We start from the raw sequence: 23,099 nt of genomic DNA, 5'->3' as shown, positions 1-23,099 counted from the left end.
AAATCCTCAAATGGTATTTAGGTATATCTCCAACGATAAGTTCTACTAGTTAAAGTAGATTTGGAGTCCTGCAAAGAATGTACGACCTGGACTCAATGTACTATAATGGTAACCATAAGGTTTATCATCCATATAGTCGAATAAATTATCCACACCGACCTTTGCATTAAACTTAAAATTATTGATCGTAAAACTATGATTGGCTATAAAGTTCCAAAGCATAAAACCGTCGACCTCCTCTTTTCCATAGAATCGTTTTGACTGCCCTTTACCTTGAATTATATATCGAAAACCAATATGTTTTGTTTGATGTAACCAAGACAATTGCGTATTGGCTTTATGCTCACTGACCCCATCTAAAACTTTATCTGTCTCTACATCTTTTGCATCCACATAACTATATCCAGCATTGAATTGCAAAAAAGAACATATTCTCCAATCCATTGCCACATCAACACCTTCGGTCAAGGCTTCATCGATATTTACCTGCTGTTTGGTGATTTTAACCCCCATTTCTTCAGCGCTAACAGGTGTAGGTATGACTTTGTAAGCTATCATATTGTTCACCTTATTATGATATGCAGATACTGAGAAGTTTAATTTATTGAAATCTAACTCTAATGAAATATCATAGTATGTGCTTTCTTGGGGTTTCAAGTCTTTATTACCAAGATATAGATAATGCGATCCCATACCCTCTTTTTCATAGTAGTAGTATAACTCTTTTAGTGTCGGTGCCTTAAATCCTTGACCTAAAGAAGAGCGAAGTTTAATCCAACTGTTTCCAACCATCGCAGACACTTTAGGTGTAAACATGGAACCAAATGCTTCATGATTTACATACCTTACCCCTGCCACTAATGTGACATACTTAGTACTCCACTCATCCTGTGCATAAGCAGATGTAGTCGTTGCATTTACATCATTTCCTTTGAATCGAAAAGGTGCCTCTAGAAACTCATACATATGCTCTGCACCTACACTCAACGTATTGTTTAGTGGTAGGACAAAAACACCATTTAACTTAGCTGTACGAAGAATTTGATTCGTATTAAGCTGTTCATCTCCAGAATAGAAAGTCTTCTGATGCTGTATCCCATTCTCATTATAAGCAATATTATACTTCTGATTATACAGATACTTGTATTTATAATTATCGTAATAACCCTCAAAGGATATCTTAGCCTTCTCAGAAAAAGTATAAGCTCCATCAATTGACAAGTTAGCATCAGTAAAGTATGAGTTATAGCTCTTGTATGCAACAGGGTAAATAACCTCTTTATCAAAAATAGTTCCTGTAGCTCCAAGAGAAAATTTATCGTTTGGCGTAAATCGTAAAGATTGGATGAAAGAACGATCCTGATATTCATTAGAAGCCTTTGCTAAAGTTGGTACAGGATCTTTTTGCCCCTTACGAATCATCTTCCTAGAGGGCTTCTCAACACTACTCAGTTGCCAACCGTCCGATGTCTTATAACTCACCGTAGAAGAAGTTGACCATCCCTTTGCTTTATAAGATACTTGATTGTTTTGTCTAAACTGTCCATAGGCACCCAGGTAGGTATCGTTACTAGCAGAGATCCCATTTTTTGGCGTCTTGGTAATGATGTTTATCACTCCAGCTATAGCTTCCGAACCATATAGAGATGAAGAAGCTCCTTTTACGATCTCAATCTGTTTAATATTCGAAAGAGGTATTCGATTTAGGTCACTGTTACCTCCCATGTCACCATACATCCTTTTACCATCAACAAGAATTAGAATATAGTCGTTTCCTAAACCATTGATCTTCATGAAAGAGCCCATCGCATTAGGAGAGAATGACATCGATGGGTTAACCATCGCTAGGATCTCTTCGATATTCGCAGCGCCCATTTGTTCTATCTGTTTTCCAGAAATAAGCTCTGTACGAACAGGCACACGCTTCAAGCTGTGCGCTGTTCCTGTTCCTGTAACCACTATCTCGTCCAAAGATTCACTTGATCTTTCTAGAACAAAACGATGAGCGTCATTACTCAGACTCGCAACAATAGAAACAACTAAAGTTTTGTATCCCATGTAACTGATCTCAACATGAGCATCACCTTCTCTAGGAACCTCTATTGAGAACTTCCCATTAAGGTCTGTAATTGTACCGATTTTGGTCTCTTTGATTTGTACAGAAGCGGATGAAACAGGTGTACCATTATCATGGTCTACCACAATTCCTCTAACTCGATATGTACGCTGGGCACATACAACTCCCATTCCTACAAGAAGGAAAAAGAGTAAGTTAATAATTTTAGACATGTTCGTTTTTATAATATTAAAATCATAAACAATACATGTACTGACGTGAAAAAGCTCATAACAATCCGAGCGGTTTACTTACAATGAAACGCTCTATGACTGTGGTGTGCACAATTTGACTTTTAATCCCGAAAGTATATGCTATGTATCTATCCTCTGGCAGGTCTTCTGGCTCAACTCATTTATCGTGCCTTCCCATAATCCTTGATTACAGTGGCGGTAGTTACGATAAACTTTTTAGAGTATTACAGCTGCGGGTACAGCCTCGGATTCACACCGAGTTCCCTCTCGTCATAGTAATGTATACTACGACTACCAAATTCGAACACAAAGATATAGGTTTTTTAAAAGAACAAACAAATAAACGACGGTTTTATTTAACACATATTAAGACTTGATTGTCTTATATTATATTAACCAATAATAATCAAGCACCCAATTCTCTTCGGCTCACCCATACACCAACCCACAGTAAACCAACAAAATACAGAAATAACACAGCCACAGAAGACCATATCATCTGTCCATCTAGCATCAACGCACGAATGGCAATAGAAGCATGAGTTAAAGGCAGTATTTTTATCAAGACTTCTAATAAATAAGGCATATTATCTAATGAAAAGAATGTGCCACACAAAAAAGTCATGGGAGTGATCAAAAAGGTTGTAAACCGATTCATATCATAATGCGTATTCACCACCATGGCAGCAATATAGCCAAAGGAGGCAAACAGTAAACAGTTAAGAAACGTAACCAATAGAAGTGAAATAGATAGGTCGACTTGAATACCAAACAAAAAGGTTACGATAAGAATCAATAGAGCCGCATAGAGGCCTCGTAATGCCCCTGCAATTATATTACCTAGTGTGAGTAAAAAAAGGCGCACAGGGGCTGTCATATAGAATTCAAAACTACGTTCATGAAGTTTGGATACAAGGATCCTAATGGAGACAGCATTAAAGCTTGTTCCCATTGATGAAAGTGCAATAATACCAGGTACAATATATTGGTTATATGGATGCCCCTCTACCACCACTCCTTGGCCGAGTCCCCAGCCAAAAGCAATAAAATAAAGAAATGGGCTCATGATAGCCGACGAAGTAATTCTAAATAAATTATTCTTAAAGAAGATAAACTCTCTCCATAAAATGGTTCTAATCTCCATAATCTCTATTTGTCTTTACTAAAATGATAGAATACATCTTCTAATGTTAACACCTTCACAGAATGATCTACATTCAACGTCTTTGCGAAGGCTTCCGCCTCTTCTCTAGTATCAAAAAAACGATACGCAACAGTGGTATCTGTTTCGCTAAAACTAACGGTAGTAGATCCTACAGCGTCTTTTAACTCTTGACTACTCCCCGTAACCACAGCCTCTCCATTCTTAATCAATACTATACGATCAGATAGGGCTTCCACCTCCTCGATATAGTGGGATGTGAGTAGGATTGTTTTACCCTCTTTACGCATCACTTGAAGAATCTCCCATATTTTACGTCGAGAGATTAGGTCTACACCGGTGGTAGGTTCATCGAGCACCAACACCTCTGGATTATGAATCAAAGCTCGGGCAATCATCAATTTACGCGCCATTCCACCAGATAATCGGCGGGCAATACGCGATGTAAAGTCTTTTAGCCCCATCAATTCAAGAAGATAATCAATACGTTCCTCGCTCCCTTTACCATTTACCCCAAACAATTTTGCCGCAAAAACCATATTCTGATAGACCGTTAAGTCCTTATCCAGGTTATTATGTTGGGGAACCACACCAATCAAACGCCTCACCTCTACATTCTGTCGCTCTACCTTCTGTTCTTCTACAAAGATTTGCCCTTGGGTAGGCAACAAAAGACCTGTAAACATCTGTATAAGCGTCGTTTTTCCTGCACCATTGGGTCCGATAAGACCTAAGAACTGACCTTTCGGTATATCTAGATTAAAATCATTTACGGCGACAAAGTCTCCATACTTCTTGGTTACATGTTGAAATGAAATCATGATTGAATATCTATTTTACACCAATTTAACTTTGAAATGACTCATTTAAAAGTTAAATTGTTATTATTCATTTTCTATTTGAGTAGTGCGATTTATAATAATCGACAAGTGTTGCAATGGAAGAACATTCAAATATCTCCTTCCCATGGATAACAACAGAGAAACGATCTTGTTCCCATAAAACACCTTCCACGTCTATGGACTCCACTTCTCTTAGTGCAACTCTTTCACGCTTAAACGCACTAATCAATAGCGCACAAATCTCTTTCGGTACCACAACATCTAGGATCTCCTTAGTCTCATAATGCACTTCATACTTACCTCGTAGCTTATCATACTTCAAATGGTCCGACTGGAATATCTCATTGAAGTTACCACGCCATAACAGATCTTCAGGACTTCCTTCCACCAAAGGTCCTTCGGGATAAAAAAGCCACACCTGATCGGATAGTTGTAGGGCTAGATCCAAGTCATGTGAAGAGAGTAAAATGGAGATATTTCGACTGATTGCAATATCTCGAAGCAACTTCATCACCTCGATACGTGCAGTAAAATCCAAGAAAGCAGCAGGTTCATCCAATATAATTAAATCGGTCTGTTGAATCAAAGCTTTCGCAATAAATACCTTCTGTCGCTCCCCATCACTTAGAGAAGACAACAGGTCTTCTCTTTTATGAGCAATTCCACATTGAATCAACGCCTCATCAATAATTTGATGATCCTGATGGTCCAAACGGTTCCATCGACCATGATAGGGACTCCGACCTAAGGAAGCAATTTCATATACTGTAGCATTAGGCACTTCCACCCTATCTGTTAATACCACAGACACACATCGTGAAAGACGTTGAGAAGAGATACCACGCAAAGGCTCTTCGTGATAATAAACCTCACCTGACAACATGGGTTGAAAACCAGCCAATGTTCTTAGTAACGTACTCTTCCCTGTACCATTACTACCAATCAATGAAGTAAGCACTCCTCTTTTCAATGTTCCTTGAAGTCCAGCGGCAACCACCTTCTTGCGTTTGCCACTCTGATAGCCTACATCCAAATCACGAAAGGATAAAACAGGTCCTAATTGTCTATCATGATCCATATCTTACATTCTTCTTTTTTTCCAAATAATAGAGATGATAATCGGTGCGCCAATAAAAGCCGTCACGGAGTTGATCGGTAGAGTCGACTCACTTCCAGGCATTCGAGAGATCAAACAACAAAATAACGTCACTAGTCCCCCCATCAAACAACACTCCGCAATCAATAGCGTATGTCGACTAGTTCTTAAGATCAACTTAGAGATGTGTGGAACAGCTACTCCAACAAAGATCACTGGACCACAAAAAGCAGTAACTACTGCTGTAAGTACTCCCGCCAAGAAGATGATGGCCCTTCTAGTTCTATCTACATTTAAGCCCAAGTTTTGTGCATAACGATCTCCTAGCGAAAGTAGATCTAACGATTTACTAAAAAACAGTGTAGAGAAAGACCCAACCACCATACCTATACAGAAACGAGTAGCTTGAGTTAAGTTCAATCGAGAAAAACTTCCCAATCCCCACATCACATAACTCTGAATACTCTCTTCCGTACTATAGAATTTCAACACACTTACCACTGCATTGGTAAGGTATCCAAACATCACACCCATAATAAGAACACCCAAGGTTCCTTCGAGATGTTTGGACACATACAACACCGTGAAAAGCACAACAAAAGCACCTAATAAAGATGCCAATATCACAGCAAAATCGCCCCAAAAGCCAACTGTAGAAAATACAATTTCGAAACACTGATCCGCAACCAATATCACCAGTGCCACACCAAGACTTGCCCCTGATGATATCCCTAATACAGATGGTCCAGCCAAAGGGTTACGAAACATTGTCTGCATCAGAAGACCAGAAATACCAAGTCCCATGCCTGCCCCCATTGCCACCATCGTTTGAGGCAAACGGGTTTTTATCACAATCAGCTCCCACACCTTCTTATCTACAGGTAAACCGAACAATGCTTTTCCAACCTGATCCACCGGTATAGATATTGATCCATAAACTAGGTTGGCAATAAAGAGCAAAGTCATCAACACCAATGTGCCGATGATTATTATCACCGTACCCAAAGAGACACGACGACTATTCATTTGGTAACGGTTCATAAAAATATGGTTTATACTCAGGGATTAGTTCTGGATGGAAGATATGTATATAATCGGACAGAACAATATGTGGTTTCATCGCATTCTCTTCATAGAAAGGCTTTGAACGTATATTACACATAAATACATGATCCCTATTAAAGGCATCAAAATCCCCATAACGCTCATCCTCTTTAATTAACATCTGTCGATTATAACCAACAGGTTCTGGAAGAAGTAGTCTCCAATAATCTGCATCCAAACATTTTGCATATACCGTCTCGAAGTCAAGTGGTCGTGCACCAGTATATTGATCCTTGAAAACGTATTCGGCTCCAGCATCTCTGAAATAGTGGGCATAAAAACTATTGCCACCAGGAACATACCATATACCTGAACGCAACTTTCCAGAGAAGACTGTTGGGCGCTCTTTCACCTCTTTGGTTAACTGGGTCAAACGATTATACTCCTTCGCTATCTGATCAAACTGAACAGTTGCCTCCTTCTCTTTTCCAATAAATAGCGAAATAAATTTCACCCATTCAGCACGTCCTAATGGTGTCTCTTCACTATATGCAGCCATAGGAATCAATGGGATACCAAGTTGTTTTAAAGAAGCATAACCACCTCTCTTAAATGGAGAGACAAAGATGACATCTGGTTGCAATGATGCAATTAACTCTAAGTTAAAATTTCCTTGCTTACCAACACGTTTCACTTTACCACTATTGATACGCTGTGTCATCCCTTTATGGAAAAGTCGACGACTACTATTGGTACCCACAATAGGATCAATATAGTCTAAAGCAAAAAAGTAAGTAAGTTGTGTCGAAGACAGGCAGATGATTCGTTTACAAGGAATCGGAATTTCCATCTCTGAAGATGACATAGAGACATCTGAAATACTATCTCTAAAAGTCAAACGAAAATGATCATCAACCTTCTTATCTTTCTTTTGTGTCACCACGTGACAATCATAACCTCGCGCATCCTTCACCACTTTAAAGTTATTGGCATATGAGAGTGCCAAACTATCTTGTGAAGCATACTGATTTTTTGTTTTCACTCCACCACAACTTGTAAACATTAATACAGTAGCTGCAAGTGTAATCCATATCAATGGAAAGAACCGTCTCATCATAAATAAATTATTATTGACACACCGTATTTCCCCCTCGAACACAACATGTGTAGAATTAATATAAGGCAGGTCTCCTGACTCTCCATAACATCTAAACCAATTCTATGTTGAAATAACATCTTAATTCCTACGAAATAGAATTGGTATTAACCTTCCCCCACCTTCAGCGGAGTGGTACGTAGTATAAATGCATAAATAAATGGATTACAGTAGCGAGGACTGTTCTGGACTTACACCAGATTCCCTTTTCAGTAAGATCACTAGAGTAGAAAAACTTACCACCTTATAACAAAGCAAAGATATAGTTTTCCTTAGCTCATAACCTATCTAACTCTTATTTTTTTAATCTCACTTCTCGATATTAACAAAATGAGACATGGGGAAATACATTAAGATGAGTTCTCTATAATAAACCAATCATAACTATAGGATATCAAACGACATCTATCCGTATCTCTAAACTGAAATAAAAACGGAGGACTTGTAGCAGTTATCAACATATTGATAATCGGGTAGATGGCTGGAAGATATTTTATCTTCCAGTACACCTCCCACACCACCGTACGTACGGGTCTCGTATACGGCGACTCCCTAAATCACGACTTTACTTTCTGATAATAATCACTTAGCGTAATATAGCCTGCCTTCTCCAAATTCTTATTCGTTATAGTCGTTTGTAGAATTGGACTCTTTGAAATGCGCCAATACTTTTTCCTCGTATTTGCATATTCATACGCTTTGTGCTTCGAAACTCCGAGTTTCATTAAATTCTTCATCTTCGTTCTTACTCTTTTCCAACATTTCCATATTACCATACGGATACGTCGTCTTAGCCATTCATCTACTTGTTTCAGAAATGATTTCATATCTGCCAATCGATAATAGGTTACCCATCCTTGAATATAACTTTTAAGCTTGGATTTGATTTCATCGTAACCAATACTATTCTTCCGTGCTACAATTCCTTCCAAAGAGCGCTTCACTTTCCGTTGTGTCTTTTTCGACAATCGAAAACGAACGGCACCTTTTGTTTTGTAAAAACTGTAACCAAGAAACTTAATCTGATTGTAGCGCACCACTTCTGTTTTATCTCGATTCACTTTTAAGAATAGAGTATCTTCTATAAAACGAATTGTAGAATTCATCGTGCGTGTAGCTCCTCGCTTGCTTTTACATAAGATCACAATATCATCTGCATAACGAACAAACTCATGTCCTCGTCTTGTGAGTTCATGGTCTAATTCATTCAGCATAATGTTGCTTAGCAATGGACTTAATGGTCCTCCTTGAGGAACTCCTGTTTCTGTTTCTTGAAACTGCTCTTCAACAACAACTCCGGCTCTTAGATATTTATGGATTAAGGAAACTAATCGACCATCTTTTATCGTTCGTGATAAGATCTCTATCAACTTGCTATGATTTACGGTATCGAAAAATCTTTCCATATCCATATCGATAGCATAATGATAACCTGCTGTGATCGTTTGGCTACAGGCTATAATAGCTGTATGTGCTCCTTTATTAGGACGGAATCCAAAGCTATAATTGGAAAACTGTTCCTCATAAATAGGACTAAGAACTTGTGAAATGGCTTGTTGAATAACACGATCCACGACAGTAGGAATACCTAAAGGGCGTGTTTTACCTGGCTCTTTGGGTATTTCGACTCGTCGTACAGGATTGGGAAGGTACTTCCCTTCTCGTAGTTCTGTTATTAAAACTTTTCGATGAAATCTGAGATAATCTTTTAATGATTCCACTTTCATCTTATCAACTCCATGACTCCTTTATTACGATAAACCTGTAAATAAGCCTTACCTAGGTTATCTGATTCTAGGACACATTCTAATAAATTATCTGTTGTAATGTTCGTTTCCATAATGGCTTCAGTTATCCCTTTGAAAGTGTGCGCTCTTGAGTTATTCTCGAGTTCCGCTCTACCTTCACTTAAGTAGCTATCTTCCGATATTTTCTGCATTGATCCCTTCATTAGGTAACAGTCTGTATTATGAATGATTTAAGATTCAGTCCTTCCTGTAAAGTGGGTACAGTACTATGACCTCGGCTGACTTCTCACAGTTAACTTTTTTTGAATGGACAGGGAAAATACATTGTATCCATCTGTGAGATCTCCCATGGTAAGGAAATTAACTTTCACTCCATCTATCCGCCACATCTACGGTATTAACTCCGTGTAGAATTCGGACTTTACTTTGTTTGGCAAGCTTATCCAGTTATATACCGCCTAATGAGATTCGTATACCTCGGATCAGAGTTTTGCATAAGGCTTCCTTCAGGTTATACCTCACGATAAGCACCCTTGCCGTCTGCTAGGTGGTTGGCTCTACAAACCGCCACTACGGACTTGCACCGATTAGTTAATTTACATGCATGGCACACCAAAAAAAAGGATACAACCCGTGGGCTGTATCCTTCTAATACATATATTCACAACATAATGATTAAGTCTACTTCAAGTTGCCATTAATCAATGTTTCATGTTCTGGAATAGGGAAGAAATAATCTACCTCCGTAATACTTGCAGCAGTGAAAGTAGGATCTTCACCTGCATGATCTTTATTAAATTCTGCTACTTTCTGACGACGTACCATGGTAATCCATGTTTTGTTTTCGAAAGCAAACTCCCACATACGTTCATTCAATACAGTTGTATCGAAAGTCGATTGATCTGCACCATCAGCAATAATATTTGCAGCTGAAGCAGAACCATCATATGCACGATGTTGAACTTGACGCAATGCATCATATGCTCTTGCAGTAGGTCCACCATTAGCCAAATTGTCCGCCTCAGCAACAATCAATAGTGCATCTGCATAACGGAAGATTGGATAAATTGTATTTGTAGTGACATCTTTCCATGGAGAACCGCCAAGGTCACGATATTTACCAATCCAAACATGCCCCTCTTTGCCATCTAAGCAAGACTTTTGCTTTGCAACAGGAAGAGGTTTTCCTTTTTTATCGTGCTTGATCACATCATAAATAGTATAAGCTTTTCGGTTATCATTAGGAAAATTATTATAGAAAGCTGTCTCTACCATATAATCCTTCCAGCCACCTTCTTCTGTACCACGAAAACCTTTACCTCCATATGATCCAAGATCACGACCTAAATTATAGTTTCCATAAAAACAGAAGATATGCTCTTTGCCATCTAAACGACGATCAAATTTCCAAAGGTCAGAAAAATCTGTATATAATGAGTGCTGTCCAGAAGTAATAACTTCAGCTGCAGTATCTGCTGCTTTCTGATAGTATTCAGCTCCTTTATTTAAAGGATATCCAGCCATATTCATATATACATATGCTTGTAACATACGAACTGCATCAAGATTTGCACGTCCCATCTCATCTCTTGTTGCAGGAAGGCCCATCGCTTCATCAATATCCTTAAGAATGAAAGCATACATCTCCTCCGCAGTAGACATCTTTACAAGCTTTGCTTCCTCTCCATTGAGCAATTTTTCTACAATTACCCCTTTACCCCAATAACTAACGATATTATAATAAGCTAGAGCTCTTAGGAAATGTGTTTCCGCAAGGTATATAGCTTTTTTATCCTTATTCATTGCGATATTCTCAATCTTCGCTTTATTACTTATAATACTGTTTGCTGCTCCAATGGCACGATACATCGCTTTCCATACAGCAGTAACATCATCATTATTAGCAGACACATTGAAATCATCAAATTCCAACATACGCTGTTTGTTTAAACCTCTGATTGAAGTTAAAGCTGGATCTCCACAGTTTAAAGAAAAACCTCTACCACTAATCCCACCAAAACGAGTGTCATCTTTAAAGATATAGTTATAGATAGGTGTTATTGCGCCAACTAATTCATTCTCACTTTGGAAATATGTTTCAGTTAACATCACAAGAGATGTATCTTCTTCTAACATATCACAACTACTGAATCCTCCGCCTAAAAAGCATACTCCTAAAGCTAGAGATAATATCTTTTTTTTCATTACTTACAACTTTTTATTGTTCTAACAATATCATCATTCTTAAAAACTGATATTAACTCCTAAGTTCCAAACTCTTGCTGTTGGATATGGAGCTATATCATAACCTGGCATCATATCTGAAGTGCTGCTACTCACTTCTGGATCATAGCCACTGTAGTTGGTGATTGTGAACACATTTTGAACTGAACCGTATACTCTAAGTTTAGAAATTCCGATGCTCTTAACTGCCTTTACAGGTAGTGTATATCCTAATGTAATGTTCTTAAGTCTTAAGAATGACCCATCTTCTACAAATCTTGAAGAAAGAGCTTGGTCTTTAGTACGACTTGTTGTACTAAATGCAGGAATATCACTATTTTCATTTTCTGGAGTCCAGCGATCTAAGATTTTTGTACTTACAGGATCTGTATTAGCAACCCCCATTATCTTAGCATCTAGATAGTTAAAAACATCTTGACCTAATGTTGCAGTGAACATCATTGACATATCTAGATTCTTATAACTGAAGCTATTAGAGAATCCTAGATACCAATCAGGAGTTGCATTTCCAATAATTGTTTTATCAGAGATATTAATCACGCCATCTTTATTTGTATCGGCAAAGTGTGGATCACCAGGCTTAGCACCAAATTTCTTTGCTTCTTCTGCTTGGCTTGTTTTCCATACGCCTAAGTAATTATATCCATAGAATTCTCCGACAGGTCTATCTAATATTACTTTTGACACAAGACCAGATGCTCCCATAAAAGGCAGTTCTGTAGCTCCATTAAGATCCAAAACCTTCTGAATATTACGTGTTGCAGTAATTGTACCGTTATATTTAAAATCCCTTTTACCTAGATTGACCCCCAAAGAAAGATCGACTCCTTGGTTTTGTAAAGAACCTACATTCTTAAGCTCAGTTCCAAAACCTGACACATAAGCAGTGTTGATGTAAAGAAGAATATCTGTTGTCTTTTTATAATAGTAATCTGCAGTAATATTAAACATACCTTCCTTAACAGATAAATCAATTCCTACGTTAGTTTGAGAAGTTGTTTCCCATGAAAGGTTAGGACTATCAGCATATTTTACCGTAGAACCAACATATTTCTCAGAACCATCCAAAGAGTAGTTTCCTCCAGGTCCCATCAAAGATCTAGATCTATAAGGATTTGTTGCAGAACTACCCGTTTGTCCATAACCTACACGAAACTTCAAATTATCGATGAATTCTGAATCAGATAAGAATCCTTCTTCCGAAATTCTCCAAGCAAAAGAAGCACTAGGGAAGTACCCCCATTTATGATTCTTTGCAAACTTTGATGAACCATCCGCACGAATCGACCCTGTAAAAAGATACTTTCCTTTGTAATTGTAGTTTACACGAGAAAGAAATGACATCATAGAAGAGTTATTCGAGAAATTTGAACGATAACTAGTAGCTTGAGAAGCATAATTCAAGTCATAATATCCACGGTTCAAGAAGAAGTCATTAGCTACAAATGAGTTGCTATTACTCTTGTTTCCACTTTGTTCATTAACTAAGGTAATATTCAAACTGTGATCGCCAAAATTATCAGCATAAGCAATCATGTTTGTATTCTGCCAATTATTACTGTATGTATTTGAAGCACTTCCTTTCTCTACACCTTTACCAGCATAAGTGTACTTATTGTCAAAACCATAGTTGTTTGAATTATTCATCAAATAACCACCAGAAACAGAAAGTGTAATCTTCTTAGAAAGCTGATACGTTAACGACGCATTAAGTGTCGAATTAGTTTTTGTGGCTTCTCTATTTAACTCATTTACATCAGCAATTGGATTATTAACTGTACTAAATGATGATTCTGTATATTCTCCATTCTCATCATAAATAGGTAGTGTTGGTTCGAAAACCAAGGCATCAGTTGGAGGAGCGCCGTTAGGCCATTTAAGATTAAATTTCTTTTCCTTAGATTGGAAACCACTAATATTAACTTTCAATTTAAGTTTATCCGATAATTTAGCATCTAAATTCATACGATAATTCATACGATTATAGTTTGAATTCTTCATGATGCCATCCTGATCCAAATATTGCCCAGAAAATAGAAAGCGTAGTTTATCTGTTCCACCAGTAAAAGATAAATTATGGTTTTGTGTTGCTGCAGTTCTATAGATCTCATCTTGCCAATTGTGTCCTCCATCTTTACGGAATGTATCAATTTGCTCTTGACTATATGGTGATGGTTTTCCGTATGCAGTTCTTTTTGCATTTACAACTTCAGCATAAGAAGCGGCATCTAAAACATCAAGTTTTTTAGCGATACTTTGTTGTCCATAATAGCCATCATAGTTAATTTTCATATCGCCAGCTTTACCTGTTTTTGTGGTCACAAGTATTACCCCATTTGAACCTCTCGACCCATAAATAGCAGTAGCTGAAGCATCTTTCAACACTTCTAAACTTGCAATATCATTTGGATTCAGTTCTTTTAGAGATCCACCAATAAAACCATCAATAACCACTAAAGGCGCATTGCTACCTGAAATAGAGTTCCCTCCACGAATACGAATCTTAATATCTCCACCAGGAGCACCACTGTTAGTTGATACACTAACACCAGCCATTTTTCCTTGAAGAGCCTCGTTTACTGACGAGGTGTTTGCTTTCAAGATATCGTCAGATTTAACACCAACAGTAGCACCTGTAACATCACTTTTTTTCATCACTCCGTATCCTACAGCGACTACTTCGTTTAGAGCAATAGCACTCTCCTTTAATGTTACATCTACTTTTGTTTTTCCTTCTAATGGAATTTCTTGGGTTGTAAAACCAACATATGAGAACCTAAGTACAGGCTTTTCTTGCCCTTTAATGTTGATCATATAATTACCATCAAAGTCGGTAATTGTACCCATTGAAGTACCTTGAACAATAACAGTAACACCAGGAAGAACTCCCCCATTGGTATCTTTAACTGTACCTGTCACCTTCATCTGCTGTGCCATTGCATTCCCTCCGATGAAAGAAAACAATAACAACATCGCCCCCATAAAGAGTCTACGATGCCAAGCTTGATTCACTTGTTTCATAATCTATAGTTAGTTTTTATTGCTACAATAACTTCTTCTTTGAACTTCTTAACAGAAATAAGAATATATATTAAACTCACCTCTTTGGTTCAAAAAATCGTCAATGTGTTAAAAATTCATACCCATCACAACGAAAAACAAATAATGGCACTTCTGTTTATCGGGGATCACAAATTACATAACAAACTAAATAATAGATAATTACATAACTAATTCTTGTAACAAAACTCAAACACTCATTACAGTTGTGATGATGAGTTCAAATCTATATAATAGAATTAGTTATTAAAGACTCTAAGCATCAATTGAACAATTACAACATATTATGTGAACTAATACAGCATTTTTGATTAACACATGAGCACACATTTTTACTATATCATCATGTCTGAACGATTTTATTCATTCTATTTTACATACAGAAACTTAATTAAACAAGCATGTGATAATAATTAACGTTCAATCTATCAGATAAAAAAACCTCTAGAGCAAAATTACTCTAGAGGTTACTTAGAAACAGTGAAACAAAATTACCTGATGGTAACAATATTAATGTTCTGGATCCGGATCAATATTAAGATTTGGATTCAAAGAAGATTCTCTTTCAGGAACCGGAGCATAATAACGACTCTCAGTAATAGAGTTTGGATCAAATCCAACTTCCTCGTCATCATGGTTCATATTTGTTTCAATAACACGCTCTCTTCTGACATTGTCATTCCACGTCTTATTTTCAAAAGCGAATTCCCAAGCTCTCTCTTGTAGGACTACTTGATCGAAAGTTGCTTCATCAGCTCCCGCTGCTAAAATATGATCTTCAATATCTGTACCTAAGTAAGCACGATCTTGAATTTGATGAAGAGCAGAATAAGCTTCTGCTGATGGTCCTCCATTGGCTTTATTTGATGCTTCGGCAAAAACAAGTAATGCATCTGCATATCGGAAGATCGGATATATAGCATTTGATGTAGCTTCATTCCAGTTTGCACCTCCGATATCTCTATATTTACCAATCCATGTATGCAACTCTTTACCTTCAATAGCCGCACTCCAATTCTCTTCTGCTAAAGCCTTACCTTTTTTATCGTACATAATCGTATCATATATACAAGACTTAATACGGTTATCTTTTGGGAAATTACGATAGAATTCATTGGTTACGACAAAATCTTTCCATCCTCCTTCTTCTGTACCACGGAAAGACTTATTTCCATAAGAGCCATAATTTCTACCAGAAGAGAAATCTCCGTAAAAAGCAAAAATATGTTCTTTAGAAAAACGATTATCATATCTCCATAGATCCGCATAGCTTGTCTCAAGAAAATGACTACCAGATTCGATTACAAGTTTTGCTTGGTCAGCCGCTTTTTGGTAGTACTCCACTCCTTTTTCAAGAGGGTAACCTGCCATATTTAGGTAAACATATGATTTTAATAAACGAACAGCATCTAAATTTGGTCTAGACTTATCTACATTTTGTGATTCAGGAAGATCTCCAGCTTTTTCTAAATCGGAGAGAACAAAAGTAAACACATCTTCCATTGAGGATTTCTTTACATTAACAGCCTCTTGACCATTAAGATTTTTGGTCATAATTGGCACCTCTTTCCAATAGATTGCTAGGTTATAGTAAGCGAATGCTCTTAAGAAATATACTTCAGAAATATAGGACTTCCTTAGTTGATCGTCCATAGGAATCGTTGCAATACGATCTAAATTCTCTAATACATTATTTGCTGCACTCACACCTCTATATAGTGCATACCAAAGCCCCTCAACATCAGGATTTTGATTAGAAACATTAAAATTATCAAATTCCAACATACGTTGCTTATTCAATCCTCTTGGAGAAGTAAGCGCCTGATCTCCTGCATTAACCGTATACCCATAAGTTCCCAAACCACCAAAACGGCTGTTATTCTTAAAGATATAGGAGTATATTGGAGTGATTGCTGCTTCAAACTCCTCTTGAGTTTTAAAGTAGTTATCAGGAGTCAACTGTGTTGAAAGGTCCTCTTCTAAAAAACTACAGCTAGTACTAAAGCCAAGTAGTATCAGAGAAGACAATGCTAGTGTAATAATATTTTTCTTCATAACTATCTATATAATAAATCGTTAATCTTCAATATTTTAAAATTAGAAACTTATATTTACTCCAATACTACCAACTTTCGCCATTGGGAATGGTGCAGTATCATATCCTGGAGTTTGGTCACCACCTCCATTACTTACTTCAGGATCATATCCTTTGTAGTTGGTTATAGTGAAAAGATTCTGTCCTTGAGCATACAGACGAATAGAACTGAATATTGCATCTTTATTCTTCGAAAGGAAGGTGTAACCTACCGTTAGATTCTTCAACCTTAAAAAGGATCCATTCTCTATAAATCTAGAAGACGAAAGTTGATATGTATTTGTTGCGGCATTGCTACTACTAAAAGCAGGAATATCTGAATTCTCATTATCAGGAGTCCAACGATCTTGAATAGCAACACTAGTCGCTTCTGTATTAGCCACACCCATCATTCGTGCATCCACACCATTATATATCTCGTTACCAAGAGATGCAGTGAAAAGAACTGCCATATCCCAATTCTTATAACTAAAGCTATTTGAGAAACCAAGTGTCCATGTAGGAAGAGCATTTCCAATTACCTGTCTATCGTCGGAGTTTATTGCTCCATCACCATTTAGATCATGGAATCTTGCATCTCCTGGTTGAGCTCCATAAACAGCTGCAGCTTCTGCTTCAGAAGATTTCCATACCCCCTCGTATTTGTAACCATAGAAATTACCAAATGGGCTTCCTGGTTCAAGGATTGTTGTCATATCACTATAATCAAACATGATATTATCAGCTCCACTAAGATCAATAATATTTGATTTGTTTGTTGAAGCAGTTAAAGTTCCATTCCACTTAAAATCATTATTACCAAGATTTAAACCAAGAGATAAATCCCAACCTTTATTACTCAAAGAACCAACATTACGAAGTTCTGTTCCAAAACCAGTATAGTTAGGGACTGGTACATACAATAATAAATCGGTAGTCTTCTTACTGTAATAATCAACACTAAAGTTCAACTTGCCATCGAAAAGTGCAATATCTGTTCCAACATTATACTGAGAAGTAGTTTCCCAAGTTAGTTCTGGATTATCAAAACGCTTCAATACATTACCTACAGAGTTCAGCTCCCCATTGATAGGATAATTCACTCCTGGATCTAAAACGGCATGAGATTGATAAGGATTAATTGCCTGATTACCTGTAACACCATAACTTGCACGAAGTTTCCAATTACTTACAGCTTCTACTTGTTGCATAAATGATTCTTGTGTAATTCTCCAAGCAACCGATGCACTAGGGAAATATCCCCATTTATGTGTATCTGCAAATTTAGACGAACCATCAGCACGAATGGCAGCAGTTAATAGATATTTATCTTTGTATGAATAGTTTACACGAGTCAAATATGACATTAATGTCGATTCAGAATATGATGATCTAGGATTTATACTATTTGCTCCTAATGAGATATCATCATAACCTAGGTTAACATCAAAATCAGTAACTGTGGTACCATTACTTCTACTTTTATAACCAGACTGTTCATTAACCAAAGTTACATTTAAATCATGGTCTCCGAATGAATCAACATAGGTTAACATATTAGTGTTTTGCCATGCACTATTCCAAGAATTCGATATAGATGCTTTACCATTTGTTCCAGTACCTGCATAAGTATATTTACTGTCATAGCGATAACTATCTGATGATTTCTTATTGGTACCTCCAATCACTTTCAGTGTTAGTTTTGGAGTAATTGCATAAGCAAAAGCGACATTGAGGTCAATACCATCTCTTTTGGTTTCAGCATTTAGCTCTTCATAATCGGCAATAGGATTATTTACCGTAGCATATTCAGATTGCGTATATTCACCATTCTCATCATATGCACTGTTCGTAGGCTCAAAAGTAAGTGCATCCATTGAGATACTTCCATTTGGCCATTTTAGATTATAAGAATTATTTGAAGATTGATATCCAGAAATACGTGTTGTCATCGTTAACTTATCTGACAACTCTGTTTCTAAGTTTGCTCTATATGAGAAACGATCGTAATTAGAATTCTTTAAGATTCCTTCTTGATCAAGATATTGACCAGAAACAAGAAAGCGAGTTTTTTCTGTACCTCCTGAAACAGACATGTCATGACTTTGCATCAATGCATTCTGATAAACTTCATCTTGCCAATCAGTGCCACCTGTTTTATTATAGTCAGCAATCTGTTGGTCTGTATATTTCGCTGATCCTCCTTCAGCAATACGTTTCTCATTTACAACTCCAGCATAAGTTGTAGCATCCATTACATCTAACTTTTTTGAAATACTCTGTACCCCCATAAAGCCATTGTAACTAACCTTTGTGTCTCCTGTCTTACCAGATTTCGTTGTTACAAGAATAACACCATTTGCACCTCTAGATCCATAAATAGCTGTCGAAGATGCATCTTTCAACACCTCTAAAGAAGCAATATCATTTGGGTTTAACTCTTTAAGACTGCCACCGATGATTCCATCAATTACAACCAATGGGTCATTATTTCCATTAATAGAGTTGGCTCCACGAATCAATATTTTCATATCGCCACCGGGCGCTCCACTATTTGAGCTAATTACAACACCTGACATCTTTCCTTGAAGAGCCTCATTTACTGAGGATGTGTTAGCCTTAACCACATCTTCGGCTTTAACTCCTGCTGTAGCTCCAGTTACATCACTCTTTTTCATGACACCATAACCAACAGCAACCACCTCATTAAGTGCAATAGCACTCTCATTTAGAGTAATATTAAAGTTTGTTTTTCCATCCACTGGGACCTTCTCGGTTTTAAAACCAACAAATGAGAAATTAAGGACTGCCCCTTGAACATTGTCCAAATTCAACTCAAAATTACCATCAAAATCGGTAATCGTTCCTTTATTAGTTCCATCAACCATTACAGTTACTCCAGGAATAGGCTGTTTACTTCCGTCGTAAACTGTTCCTTTAAGTTGTGTGTTCTGTGCAAATGCTATACCATGTAGCAACATGATAAATAGAAACAATGCACCTCTTTTTAGCATATTCAGATGCTTACGCAAATTCAGCTGTTTCATTTCCGTTTGGGTTTTATTGTAAGTTAATCTCGACTCTAAAATATCACCTCAATTTTTAGTGATATATATCTTGGTTTCCACTGTCGCTTTATTCTTTTTAATGAAAAAGATTGGGGAAAAACAACAGTATCTTTACTTTATGACCTAACTAATAACTCTTTGACTCACAAGAAGGTTACATAGAGTAACACCTCACTTTAACTTAATCCTTTATCTATTTTCTTGAAAGCATCTATTGAGGATCTATTTCAATCGTTAAGTGATAATTGACTTATCATGATATAAACTTGAAATAAAACCACCGTCCATTTTACAACTAGTATAGACAATCTCATGAGGTGGTTTTAGTCCTTTTAAAAACACGACAAGAATCACAATCAATAAATTAACTAATAGAAACACTTTAGATAGATCCATCATACATGCCCTACTTGATTCGTTAAGTCAATATTACCTTATAGCAACATTTCCAACAACAAAATAGTGCTTATACGAACTTTTAATACACTTTATACGAACGTTAATAGGATGTTTAACACCCATTCACATGATAAGTCGAATTTCAATGTTTGAGATTGTGGAAGATAATGGACAGTTTAACTTTATTAGAGCAAAGAAGTTCACATGTTATGTCAAACATATATGTTAATAACATACTACACACAAGAAGTAGTTGTAACATTATACTAATTTGTCAAAATAACAGCGTGATTTGAATAGCTTAGAACTATTGGAGTAGTATATTTAAGAAGTAGTCAAATTCACTTCCAATCTCACGAGATATAAAACAACGAATACAGAAACTGAAGAGCAAAAAAAAGAGATACTTAAGTAAATAAGTATCTCTCGAACTCTTCATCAGATGAAGGGTTTTATCTAATAATAAAAGGATCTTCGTACTTCTTTAAATCTTTCTTCAATAATGAAGTCATTCGACGTACTTTCTTTTTATTCTTACTTGCAATGTTAATCAACTGGTAAGGGTCCTCTTGTCTGTCATAAAGATATACCTGCTGATCCTTATCTTTTTCATTCTCGATAACAAAAGTATAGCGATCATCACGAATACCTCTAACACCACCACTCTTTGGACCATAGTTCATACGAACATACCACTGGTGATCTACAGTCTTCTGCTTTCCTTTACCTGTAATCGCAGGTGTATAATCAATACCTTTTAGGTTACTTGGAGTCTTTTCAGACATACCTAGAAGACCTAGAAGTGTTGGATAGATATCCAATGATCCCAATTGATAATCAACATTCTTTCCGTTTGTTACACCTGGAACTTTCACCATAAAAGGAACTCTCATAGACTCTTCGAACCAGTTATTCTTACTCACTCTATCATGAATTCCAATACAGTTACCATGATCTGATGTAAATACGATGATAGTATTATCATCTATACCACTCTCTTTTAATGCCTCAAGAATACGACCAAATTGCTCATCTACCCCAGTAATACATGCATAATAGTTCTTGATATTCTTACGATAGTAATCTCCCCACTTGGTTCCTTTAGCTGGAATATTAGGACGATCACAAAGTTTCTCCACATCCATATCTTTGTAGATATTCTTATATTTCTCAGGGACCTGGTCATAAGGACTATGAGGTGGATTGATACTTACAACTAATGCAAATGGTTTGTCGTTGTTACGATAGTTTCCATCCTTATTTTCGATATACTCAATAGCCTTGGTTGCTTCATGTGTCGGTCCCCATTGGTTATATATCTTAAATCCGTCTCTTGGAGCATCCGTATCCCAATACATAGGATGCATATGATAATCATAAGTTCCATATGCATGCCAATAGTCAAATCCATGACGGCGATCAGGCTCACACCATTCGTTCCACTTCTTTTTTCCTACATTATTCTTACATTTCACATAAGGAGGACGTGGAGAATCGAGATGCCATTTTCCAACATAACCTAAATCATAACCACTTGTCGATAATATATCAGACCAACAAAGAGCATCTTTAGGAAGTTCGCTACCAAACTTCTCTGTTTCATTATTACAGTTAAGAATAACCTTATTCTTCAAAGGGTGCATCCCTGAAAATATCATTGCCCTAGTAGGTGAACATACAGGATAGTTAGCAATAGCCTGACTAAAATTAACTGACTCCTGCTTAAAAGTATCTAGATTTGGCGTTTTCACCAACTCCTCATCTTCAAACCCCATCGCTTGACCTCTCATCTGATCAGGAAAGACAAAGATAATATTGGGTTGTTTTTTCTGTGCAAAGCCAGCAAAGCATGATAATAATGCTCCAGCACAAAGTGTTTTAGAAACAAATGTTGTTAGTTTCATATAGAAGTTCGTTTTATAGATTTATTAACTACAGTAAAAATAGTAAAGTAGTTAAACATTTATCATAGAAGATCATACAGTAATTGTCCCAGAATAAGTTAATATAGTATATTTGGGACGCTAATTAACTGATTATAAATAGAAACTTTTTTCATTCTCATTTGTAAATCTTAATATAAACAAAGGATAATATCCCTCATAAGTACATAATATGATAACAGCACAAGAGATCACACTAACAGATATGGCACTCAGAGTCACTATCTCTATGTTAATGGGACTATCTATTGGAATAGAAAGAGAGGCAAACAGGCAACCTGCAGGTCTAAGAACACATACCTTAATATGTGTAGGAGCAACTCTCATTATGCTTGTATCTATTTATATTCCACAAATGTATCATAAGATATATGACCTAGACCCAACAAGAATTGCAGCTCAAGTCGTCACGGGTATCGGTTTTGTTGGTGCAGGTGCAATTATTAAGATGGGTACAAACATTAGAGGACTAACGACTGCTGCCACCATATGGAGTACTGGTGCTATTGGTTTAGCTATTGGTGCAGGGATGTACGAAATCGCATGGATTACAACAGCCATCATTTTGTTCGTTCTTATTCTTTTTAATATTGCAGAAAGAAAACTATTTGCACCCTCTCCTCTTAAAAAGGTTATTGTAGAGTCTCATAAAAAAGAAGATCTAGAGAAGACCATTATCAACCATCTGAAGAGCAAAAAGATTAGGATTCGGTCGAGTAATATGGACATTAGATATGAACCATACGCAATTACCTATGACCTATTGGTTCACTTTAATAGCCGTGCAGATCTCTACCACCTGCAAAACTCATTAAAAGAACTAGACCCAACCATAACGCATATTCGTATATTCGAAGTTTAACATCAATTCGATTAAAAATGAGAGATAAAGGCTTGTGGATATATTTTATCTAAACAAAGTTAAAAAATAGACGCATCGCCATTTCCTATAG

The 23,099-nt window shown here is 36.8% G+C and carries 15 protein-coding genes and 2 riboswitches; of the genes, 1 reads left to right on the top strand and 14 read right to left on the bottom strand.

Annotation, left to right across the window (positions count from 1 at the left end; genetic code table 11):
• Positions 1-45: 45 nt before the first annotated feature.
• From K5X82_13985 to K5X82_13920, 14 genes are all read right to left on the bottom strand, one after another.
• Positions 46-2,289, bottom strand: a complete 2,244-nt coding sequence (locus K5X82_13985) for a TonB-dependent receptor (GenBank protein ID QZT36366.1) — start codon at positions 2,287-2,289, stop codon at positions 46-48.
• Positions 2,290-2,429: 140 nt separating this feature from the next.
• Positions 2,430-2,624, bottom strand: a riboswitch (cobalamin riboswitch).
• Positions 2,625-2,716: 92 nt separating this feature from the next.
• Entirely contained in the window at positions 2,717-3,454 is a 738-nt protein-coding gene (locus K5X82_13980; protein ID QZT36365.1) for an ABC transporter permease, read from the bottom strand.
• A gap of 5 nt (positions 3,455-3,459) precedes the next feature.
• Entirely contained in the window at positions 3,460-4,293 is an 834-nt protein-coding gene (locus K5X82_13975) for an ABC transporter ATP-binding protein (protein QZT36364.1), read from the bottom strand.
• A gap of 67 nt (positions 4,294-4,360) precedes the next feature.
• On the bottom strand, positions 4,361-5,392 hold the full coding sequence (locus tag K5X82_13970; GenBank protein QZT36363.1) for an ABC transporter ATP-binding protein: 1,032 nt from the start codon (positions 5,390-5,392) through the stop codon (positions 4,361-4,363).
• Positions 5,393-5,395: 3 nt separating this feature from the next.
• On the bottom strand, positions 5,396-6,436 hold the full coding sequence (locus tag K5X82_13965; GenBank protein QZT39134.1) for an iron ABC transporter permease: 1,041 nt from the start codon (positions 6,434-6,436) through the stop codon (positions 5,396-5,398).
• Positions 6,429-7,568 (bottom strand): ABC transporter substrate-binding protein, encoded by a 1,140-nt coding sequence (locus tag K5X82_13960; protein ID QZT39133.1) that lies wholly within the window; start codon positions 7,566-7,568, stop codon positions 6,429-6,431. Before K5X82_13960 ends, K5X82_13965 begins: the two co-directional genes overlap by 8 nt.
• Positions 7,569-7,617: 49 nt before the next feature.
• Positions 7,618-7,872: riboswitch (cobalamin riboswitch) on the bottom strand.
• Positions 7,873-8,167: 295 nt separating this feature from the next.
• The gene (gene ltrA, locus K5X82_13955; protein ID QZT36362.1) at positions 8,168-9,337 is read right to left on the bottom strand and encodes a group II intron reverse transcriptase/maturase; all 1,170 of its coding nucleotides are present in this window, start codon (positions 9,335-9,337) and stop codon (positions 8,168-8,170) included.
• Entirely contained in the window at positions 9,334-9,549 is a 216-nt protein-coding gene (locus tag K5X82_13950) for a hypothetical protein (GenBank protein QZT36361.1), read from the bottom strand. Before K5X82_13950 ends, ltrA begins: the two co-directional genes overlap by 4 nt.
• A 490-nt stretch (positions 9,550-10,039) precedes the next feature.
• Positions 10,040-11,563 carry a RagB/SusD family nutrient uptake outer membrane protein gene (locus K5X82_13945; protein QZT36360.1) on the bottom strand — a complete coding sequence of 508 codons (1,524 nt, stop codon included), beginning with the start codon at positions 11,561-11,563 and terminating at the stop codon, positions 10,040-10,042.
• Between the two features lie 39 nt (positions 11,564-11,602).
• The gene (locus K5X82_13940; protein QZT36359.1) at positions 11,603-14,623 is read right to left on the bottom strand and encodes a TonB-dependent receptor; all 3,021 of its coding nucleotides are present in this window, start codon (positions 14,621-14,623) and stop codon (positions 11,603-11,605) included.
• 549 nt (positions 14,624-15,172) lie between these two features.
• On the bottom strand, positions 15,173-16,717 hold the full coding sequence (locus K5X82_13935; protein ID QZT36358.1) for a RagB/SusD family nutrient uptake outer membrane protein: 1,545 nt from the start codon (positions 16,715-16,717) through the stop codon (positions 15,173-15,175).
• 42 nt (positions 16,718-16,759) lie between these two features.
• Complete coding sequence (locus tag K5X82_13930; GenBank protein QZT36357.1) at positions 16,760-19,783, bottom strand: TonB-dependent receptor; 3,024 nt, start codon at positions 19,781-19,783, stop codon at positions 16,760-16,762.
• Between the two features lie 255 nt (positions 19,784-20,038).
• Positions 20,039-20,203 (bottom strand): hypothetical protein, encoded by a 165-nt coding sequence (locus K5X82_13925; protein ID QZT36356.1) that lies wholly within the window; start codon positions 20,201-20,203, stop codon positions 20,039-20,041.
• A gap of 452 nt (positions 20,204-20,655) precedes the next feature.
• Positions 20,656-22,107 (bottom strand): sulfatase, encoded by a 1,452-nt coding sequence (locus K5X82_13920; protein ID QZT36355.1) that lies wholly within the window; start codon positions 22,105-22,107, stop codon positions 20,656-20,658.
• A 211-nt stretch (positions 22,108-22,318) separates the two neighbouring features.
• On the opposite strand from K5X82_13920, the gene K5X82_13915 reads away from it, so the two are divergent.
• The gene (locus K5X82_13915) at positions 22,319-23,008 is read left to right on the top strand and encodes an MgtC/SapB family protein (protein ID QZT36354.1); all 690 of its coding nucleotides are present in this window, start codon (positions 22,319-22,321) and stop codon (positions 23,006-23,008) included.
• Positions 23,009-23,099: the final 91 nt, after the last annotated feature.

This window comes from Prolixibacteraceae bacterium, assembly GCA_019856515.1.
GTDB classification, from domain to species: Bacteria; Bacteroidota; Bacteroidia; order Bacteroidales; family Prolixibacteraceae; genus Halosquirtibacter; species Halosquirtibacter xylanolyticus.
The sequence above is the reverse complement of the archived record's forward strand: the minus strand, read 5'-3'. Positions and strand labels throughout refer to the sequence as shown.